Source organism: Vibrio nigripulchritudo ATCC 27043, assembly GCF_000222685.1.
GTDB classification, from domain to species: domain Bacteria; phylum Pseudomonadota; class Gammaproteobacteria; order Enterobacterales; family Vibrionaceae; genus Vibrio; species Vibrio nigripulchritudo.
Map to the genome: position 1 here is coordinate 1 of NZ_AFWJ01000093.1, position 7,972 is coordinate 7,972.

The 7,972-nt window shown below is 44.3% G+C and carries 9 protein-coding genes; 5 read left to right on the top strand and 4 right to left on the bottom strand.

Annotated features, from left to right (window positions below):
* The 3 genes from RH89_RS09485 to RH89_RS09495 form a co-directional block, all read right to left on the bottom strand.
* Positions 1-745 (bottom strand): isocitrate lyase/PEP mutase family protein (locus tag RH89_RS09485; protein ID WP_004401386.1); only part of this gene is annotated, 745 nt, incomplete at its 3' end.
* A gap of 57 nt (positions 746-802) precedes the next feature.
* Positions 803-1,396 (bottom strand): Crp/Fnr family transcriptional regulator, encoded by a 594-nt coding sequence (locus RH89_RS09490; protein WP_004401387.1) that lies wholly within the window; start codon positions 1,394-1,396, stop codon positions 803-805.
* 23 nt (positions 1,397-1,419) lie between these two features.
* Positions 1,420-1,941: a gluconokinase gene (locus RH89_RS09495; RefSeq protein WP_004401390.1), complete on the bottom strand. Its 522-nt coding sequence runs from the start codon at positions 1,939-1,941 to the stop codon at positions 1,420-1,422.
* Between the two features lie 186 nt (positions 1,942-2,127).
* Between RH89_RS09495 and RH89_RS09500 the strand changes: the two genes are divergently transcribed.
* The gene (locus RH89_RS09500; protein ID WP_038145423.1) at positions 2,128-3,579 is read left to right on the top strand and encodes a sensor histidine kinase; all 1,452 of its coding nucleotides are present in this window, start codon (positions 2,128-2,130) and stop codon (positions 3,577-3,579) included.
* On the opposite strand, the gene RH89_RS09505 is transcribed toward RH89_RS09500, so the two are convergent.
* Positions 3,576-3,863, bottom strand: a complete 288-nt coding sequence (locus RH89_RS09505) for a hypothetical protein (protein WP_004401394.1) — start codon at positions 3,861-3,863, stop codon at positions 3,576-3,578. The two genes, RH89_RS09500 and RH89_RS09505, sit on opposite strands and share 4 nt — an antisense overlap.
* Positions 3,864-4,478: 615 nt before the next feature.
* Between RH89_RS09505 and RH89_RS09510 the strand changes: the two genes are divergently transcribed.
* The 4 genes from RH89_RS09510 to RH89_RS09525 form a co-directional block, all read left to right on the top strand.
* Positions 4,479-5,372: a DUF808 domain-containing protein gene (locus RH89_RS09510; RefSeq protein ID WP_004401396.1), complete on the top strand. Its 894-nt coding sequence runs from the start codon at positions 4,479-4,481 to the stop codon at positions 5,370-5,372.
* 256 nt (positions 5,373-5,628) lie between these two features.
* Complete coding sequence (locus RH89_RS09515; protein WP_004401398.1) at positions 5,629-6,372, top strand: FadR/GntR family transcriptional regulator; 744 nt, start codon at positions 5,629-5,631, stop codon at positions 6,370-6,372.
* A gap of 70 nt (positions 6,373-6,442) precedes the next feature.
* Positions 6,443-7,510, top strand: a complete 1,068-nt coding sequence (locus RH89_RS09520) for an ABC transporter substrate-binding protein (RefSeq protein ID WP_004401400.1) — start codon at positions 6,443-6,445, stop codon at positions 7,508-7,510.
* 90 nt (positions 7,511-7,600) lie between these two features.
* Positions 7,601-7,972: ATP-binding cassette domain-containing protein (locus tag RH89_RS09525; RefSeq protein WP_004401401.1), on the top strand; the 372-nt coding region annotated here is incomplete at its 3' end.

Genomic DNA, 7,972 nt, shown 5'->3' on the forward strand with positions numbered 1-7,972 from the left:
ATTCGTTAATTGAATCAATTTCACGAGCAAAATACTGGTTCATTTTTTTATAGAAAAAAGGCCCCATACTGACTCTTTTAACACCAAGCTCCTGTAGCCTTGAGAATACAGGTAAGCCCGGAACGCCCATAACATTAACGGGAATGGAGACCGAACCCACGATCTTTTCTATATGGGCATCACTTGTTATACGGGGAACAAATATGCCATCCGCACCGGAAGCTTCATAAACTCTAGCTCGCATAACTGATTCAGCTAGGGGATCGTCAAGCCCCATTAAAAATGCGTCTGTTCTTATGTTAAGAAAAACATTGATTCCTTTTTTAAAAAGACCATCTCTGATACCTCTAACGACGGCTCCGAACTTGTCGGCATCAACTATTTTCCTGACCCCATTATCAACTCTAGAGTCTTCCAAGTTTATACCTGCAACGCCTATCTCGGCTAAAGAGATGATATTTTGCAAGACACCGGCAAGTTCGTTGCTGTATCCAAATTCTAGGTCCACGGTAAGAGGTAGAGATGTGCTTTGTTTGATCTGCTTAACGATGGAAAAAAGCTCATCAAAACTCATATCTTCTCCATCTTGGTACCCTAGCGATTCCGCAATCGCTGCACTGGAAGTACCTATAGCTTGGTATCCCAGGCTCTGAAACAGTATTGCACTATTTGCATCCCAAGCATTGCCGATGTGAAGCAGGTTATTTTGTTCGTGTAAGTTTTTAAATTCTTGAAAACCAGTCACTTAATTGTCTCCATCAATAAAAACTTGATAATACACAACAGAAACGGGTCATTTCATTCACCTAGATTCATTTTTTAATTTACTTAATGTCTGAGGTGCAATTCCTAGGTATGACGCAATGTGATAGGACTTAACGCGAGTAAAGATCGACGGATATTCTTCAATGATGCGCTCATATCTTTCAGTAGCGGTTTCCGACATAAGAGACATTAAGCGCTTGTAGGTCGCTGAAAAGTAGGTGTCGTGAAGCCAGATACGAGCCAGGCGTTCCCATTTCTTATCTTGCGAGATAATTACGTCAAGGTCTTCGAGTGTAGCGACGTAAAAAACAGAATCTTCCAGTACCTCAAAATTTAACATAGAGCCCTGTTTTTCATAGAAACTTACGCTGTCATCCATAAAGTGGTTCAATCCGTGTTTACTCTTTCCACGGAAATACAGTTGCCAGGTAAAGTCTTTCCCGTTTACATCGGTAAAGTACGATCTTGCCAGTCCACTTTTGATGAACCATATTTCCTTGAATATGTCGCCAGAACGATGAACAATTTCGCCTTTTCTTACCTTAACGGTTTTGAAAATGAGTTTAAAATTATCCCATTCTGCATCGGTGACAGGTACAACACCTTCAATCATTTTTCTGAAGTATTTCATTGGTCAAAGTCTTTTCTTTATTTTCACTCGTCGATCCTTTGAATCCTGGTCAAAGCAGATTGCAACACCTCTTCAGCATTCATCGAAATATCTATTGCAATCGCTTCTGTAGATGTTGGTTCAATCAGAGTCGCAAACTGGCTTTCAAGCATCTGTTTGCCATTGAAGTAATGATTGGATCGGTTTTGATGGCGCGACCATATAGTGTCGAAGTCACCTTGTAAATAGATGACTGTAACGTCTTCATTGTTAATACGAAGAATATCCCGGTACTCGGGCTTCAATGCAGAACAGGCAATAACAACGCTTTCATTAGAGACAAACAATTCATTGAGCGTATGCAGCCAGTCGAATCTGTCTTCATCTGAAAGAGGTATGCCTTGCTTCATCTTTTCGATGTTAGTGGCGCTGTGGTAATCGTCGCCATCGAAGAAAGTCAGATCCAGTGTGTCGGCCAGCCTTTTTCCAATCAGGCTTTTGCCACACCCAGATACCCCCATCACCAGAATCTTTTTGGTATTTACTCCGTGCATTTCCTTAGCCATCTATTTCCATAACGTTATGGCTAACGTAATGCAATTGCTCTAGAAGTGGAACACTCAAGTTAAAATTTGGCTCATCGCCTTAACTACCGATAATTTTATCTATACTCAAAACAGTGCGTAATTCTGAGCTGATTAGAAAAAATGAGCATTTTAAATAACAGAAAAGACAAAATGCTAAGAGTGTCGATGATTGTTTTAGCGCTTCTTGTGGTGCTAGTGATTTGGGCAACGAGTTCCCTGATTCGGCTGAACATCAAAGCGGAAGAAACGATTTCACTTTCTGAGAAGCGAACAGAGGCTATTTTAATGGCTACGTCTTCTTTAAATCAGTTGGAAACAGAGCTGATACAGCTAGTCGCCGTTAATGATGAAGAACGGATACACGAAAGTGCTGATGCCTCAATACTCGCCAGTGAAGCGCTGGAAGAGTCGATCAATAACCTGAATCAGCAAATGCCTGATCACCAGGAAGTGAAATGGCTATTGATTCTGGTGAAAGAGATGATCCCGGAACGGATGGAAATCATCGCTCTGGCAAAGAGAAATTCGGATGCTATTGCTTTAGAACTGATTAACTACATGTCACCAAAAACAACGGAAGTTACCGACATTCTGACAAGTCTGGTTCAGGACGACCAGAAGTACATCAATGCATTACTGCGAGACATTCGGCAACGGGAATATACAACGTTGGTGATCATTCTTTTCATGATGGTAGCCGGCGTTGTTGTTTTGGTTTCGGTGATCAATCGTCTCGGTAAAACGTCTAAAGAGCTCGATGAGCTGAATCTCCACCTTGAAGAACAGGTACAGAAAAGAACCAAGCAACTTGAAGATTCGTTTGAGGATTTAACAGACAACATTTTTGCTCTGGAAGAGACTCAGGCAAAACTGGTGGAATCAGAGAAAATGGCCTCGCTCGGTGTTTTGGTAAAAGGCGTTGCGCACGAACTAAATACACCCATTGGTATTTGTATTACATCTTCATCCCACTTACGTGAGAAGGTGAAGAGCTTTAATGATCAATTATCTGAAGGAAAGCTCACCAAAAAGAGTTGTGAGCTGTTAGTCGAGAATGCGGCGTCTTGTCTTGAGATGGTGGAGGAGAACCTAGAGAAATCGTCTCAACTCATCCAGTGTTTTAAAAAGATTGCCATAGAGCAGGAAGAAGCCCGTGAAGATGCGGTAATGGTGAAGGAGCTGGTTGAAGATATTGTCACCAGTAACGGATTCTCGTCATCCGATAACGTTGAAATTGCGATAGAAGGGCAGGCGGGGATTTCGGCATTTGTTTCCAGAGAGGCACTGTGCGATGTGCTCAATAATCTGATAGAAAATGCTATTTGTCATTCTCAGGAGCAATGCGATAAACACAGGATAGAAGTTGATACTCAGATCATCGGGACGGATATTCGAATCGCAATTTCAGATAAGGGCAAAGGAATTGAGCAGGAAGATCTGCCTAAGATATTTGACCCGTTTTTTACGACCCAAAGAGGCAAGGGGAGAAATGGTCTAGGGCTAGCGGTGGTATATAACCTGGTCACTCATTTGCTTGAAGGGAAAATCAACTGCCAAAGTGAACCAGGCCAAGGCACAACTTTCGAGGTGATTTTCCCTTACAAACCGGCAATTTAGCGTGAGATTGCATCCTTATCAACATAGAGCTTGTCCCCAAGCCTGGTTTCTACCAACAAATACCCTTTATTTGGGAACGCCTTCACTATTTCTACCTTACGTTTACGCTCTAGAACGCGGCAATCTTCAGGAAGATTGGTTGTTTTCTTAACGGCTTTTCTTTTCATGAACTTTTGCATGGCAGCGTTGTTTTCACATACAACCCGATTTTTTGGGATCGAGATGTCTGCCAAAGCATTAGCAGAGAGAAGTAGAGTTAGAGCAAACATACAGATTTTCTTCATGGCTTTAATCCTGAATCTTAAGATGGCTCTAATGGTATAGCGTTCCATATAAAAGTAAAGCGAATCGTGATTGAGAAACGAGAGAAAATGTTTCATATGCGGGAATCACATTCGTGTAAGTAAGTGAAATATAGATAAATGTACCAAACTTATGGGTAAGGGTTCTGTAACTGTTTGTTATTTAACAATAGATCGGCAATGAGTTATGCCAAAAATAGATATTTAGAAATGTAACAAAGTGTTATAATCTGTATCTTGAGGTTTCATTATGCCTCGTAAACAATTTGTAATTGCTGCCCAATTTGGGCGGCGCACATTTTATACCCAAGAAACCTCAAGATACTAGGTTCAGCGAGAATTAAATGGCTTTCAGGCAAGGCTCCGATTTGATGATCTAGTGGGTCTAAATCAAGAATCGGTAACGCAGTATGAAAGCCAGTTAAACTCGCCCTTGGGAGCCCATATTCTGTCCCATTTCATCGTCAAAGAACTTGGAAAGGACTCGTCATTACACTGCTTTCTTTTCCTTGAACTGAGACAGAATATGAGGCTCTGAATCCTTTATCTTGAGGTTACTTGGGTATATGAGATGTCGTTTCTTATCTGAAGGAATTTATGGCTGGTTTAAGTCTTTTAACGTTGTTGGATGATATCGCTACTGTTTTGGATGACGTGGCAGTCATGTCAAAAGTAGCAGCAAAGAAAACTGCTGGGGTATTGGGAGATGACCTTGCTTTAAACGCTCAACAGGTATCTGGTGTAAGAGCTGAGCGTGAGATCCCCGTTGTCTGGTCGGTCGCAAAAGGGTCGTTTAAGAATAAGCTTATCTTGGTGCCTGCTGCATTAGCAATCAGCTCTGTGGCACCCTGGCTTATTACACCACTGTTGCTCATTGGTGGTTTGTTTCTGTGTTATGAAGGGGCAGAAAAGGTAATAGAGAAGCTCTTTCAACACAATGATGAAGAAGAACCTACCTCCATATCCGAGCATGTAGAAAACCTGGAAGAGTACGAGCGAAAGAAGATTTCTGGTGCGATTCGGACGGATTTTATTCTATCAGCAGAAATTATCGTGATAGCACTGGGTACGGTTCAGGAAAGCCCGTTTATGACTCAAGTTCTGGTCGTCAGTGTGATAGCACTGCTGATGACGATTGGCGTGTATGGCTTAGTTGCAGGGATCGTCAAGCTGGATGACCTTGGTTTCTATCTGCAAAGAAAAGGGGAATTCCTCTCTGCCATTGGAGACGGGCTTGTCGCATTTGCGCCCAAGCTTATGCATACATTGACGGTAGTCGGTACTTTGGCGATGTTCTTGGTCGGCGGTGGTATTGTGGTACATGGAGTGCCTGTTGTTCATCACTTGATCGAATCGCTGATTATGTCGATCCCGTCGATTCCATTTATTAACGGGTTCCTGCCTACACTGCTCAATGGGATGGCAGGCTTCATCGCAGGTCTGTTTGTGGTGTTCATTATGACCATAGTAAGCAAAATGCGGGCTTCCTAGAGAAACACTAGGAAACCATTTTTACAGTAATTCCAAAGCGCAGCTATCCGGCTGCGCTTTTTCTATTCTTATCCTGCCTCCGAGACGTAATTCAAGATCCATAAGTGATCTCTCCCTTATAAAAAGCGCTCCAATAATGAGACGCGTGTTTCAGCAATAAGAGTTGGTCATTTAGTGAACAAAAAGTTCTCGATCAATTTATTAACAAAATGCATTAATACCATTAACGCAAACATCAGATGTTTAAGGTCATCTTATGAATGAGCTTTCTTACTACAACTTAAAACAAATTGCAGGCTTAACGCCAAGTTTGGCAAGTCAGGTGGCAAGGGAAATAGGTCGTCGCATTGTGTCGGGCTTATACAAACCGGGGGAACTTCTGGAAGAAGAAGGGGCACTGGCAGAACGCTATCAGGTGAGTCGGTCTAGTGTTCGGGACGCCATCAAGATACTTGTCGGCAAAGGGCTACTGGAAGTGCGGCGTGGAATTGGCACAAAAGTTCGTGCTCGTAATGACTGGGGATTGCTGGACGACGACGTATTGGCTTGGTATCAGGCAACGCCTCCAACCGATGAATTCTTGTCTCAACTGATGGAAGTCAGGGTGATCTTTGAACCTCAGGCGGCTTACTGGGCGGCACAACGCGCCACGGAAGAAGATTTAAACAATATAAAGCACGCCATTGAAGCGATGGAAAAAGAAACGAGCTCGACAGAAGATTTTGTATTCGCCGATGCTCAGTTTCACCGCTCCATTTTGCGTGCCACTCACAACGAGTTTTTAGGTGCTCTTGAAGGCATCATTTTTTCAGCGCTGCTAAGCAGTATTCGGCTGACCAACACCGACCCAAGAGAAAACGAATCGTCCATCCCGTTCCATCGTGAAGTTTACGAACTGATCGCTAAAGGAGATGGGGAAGAAGCGAAGAATCGCATGCTGAATTTGCTGGTGGATGCCAGCGACAGGCTTAAGGACAGATTAGAAGCAAACACTAAGTGATGTTCTAAAACGGTTCGCTCATAAGAGCGATTGGGCTGTAACAAAGGGAAATGAACAGCAGGAGTAAAACATGATTAGGAACGTGAAAACCAAAGCGATGATTTCGATGGCAACTCTGGCGTCTGCTTTCGCCATGAGTAGCACACCTGTGCTGGCAGAAGATTTTGTCGCCATGCTGCTACCAGAAAACGTGAACCCTCGTTGGGAAAGTCAGGATGCGCACTTTTTTGTGCAGGCAATGAAGCAGATTTCTCCAGACACCAAAGTGGAAGTGTTCAATGCCAACAACGATACCGCGACACAGCAGCGTCAGGCTGAACAGGCATTAACCCGTGGCGCAAAAGTGCTTGTGGTGATTCCAATTGATGGTGAGTCCGCAGCAATCATTGCCGATTCGGCAGCTGAATCGAGCGTACCCACTATTGCTTACGATCGAATGATTCATTCTGAAAACACCAGTTTCTGGATTCAGGCATCGATGGAAAAAACCGGTGAGTCGCAAGCACAGCACATCGTCGATAACACCAAAAAAGGGGACACATTGGTGATGCTAAAAGGGTCTCCAACTGACCCGAACGCGGCGGTGATCTTCCAAGGGCAAATGAACGTGTTGCAACCACTGTTTGACTCTGGCGAGCGTAAACTTGGGTATGAAAACTGGACGCAGGGTTGGGACCCGGCTATTGCTCGTCGTTCAATGGATCAGGCGCTCACCAAACTGGATAACAACGTGCAGGGCGTGGTGTCGTCAAACGACGGTAACGCCGCCGCTGCTATCGCATCTATGGAAGAGCAGGGAATGGCTGGCAAGGTTCCTGTGAGTGGATTAGATGCAACCGTTCAGGCGCTACAACTGATTCTGCTTGGTCAACAGACACAATCTGTGTGGCGACCATTCGACAAAATGGCCGGCGTAACAGCGCAGGTGGTCGACAAGCTATTAGCGGGTGAAAGTGTTGATTCGCTGACATCTGGCACCGTGAAAAATGGTGTGGATGCGGACGTGTCTTTCGTTCCGGTCGAGCACTACTCGGTGGTCGGTGAAAATGGCGTGGCATACGTTATCGATAATGATCCTTCGATCAGCAAATCCGATGTATGTCAGGGCGAAGCGGCGAAAACACGTTTCTGTCAGTAGCACTCAGTTTGAGTTATTAGGGTTTGTGCCAGATTTTCTTTTCTGGCGCAGCCCACCCATTCAAGGACGCAAATAAGGCGAGGAATGCCAATGGAACAACATGCAGCAGTCCCTCATTTAAAGGTCGAAGGCATCCGAAAATCATTCGGTAGTGTCGAGGCGCTTAAAAACGTGCATTTTGAAGTGCAGCGAGGGGAAGTCATGGCGCTGGTTGGAGACAACGGCGCAGGGAAATCTACACTGATGAAGACACTCGCGGGTGCCTACATCGCCGATCAAGGTCAGTTTTTTGTAGATGGTGAGATGGTGACAGTGGACTCGCCCCAGAGTGCGAATCAGCTTGGCATTCAGATCGTCTATCAAGATTTGGCACTGTGTGAAAACCTCGATGTTGCGGCGAATTTGTCTCTGGGTAGTGAACCTGTTGTAAACAGTGGCTGGCTGAACTGGCTTCCAAGATCG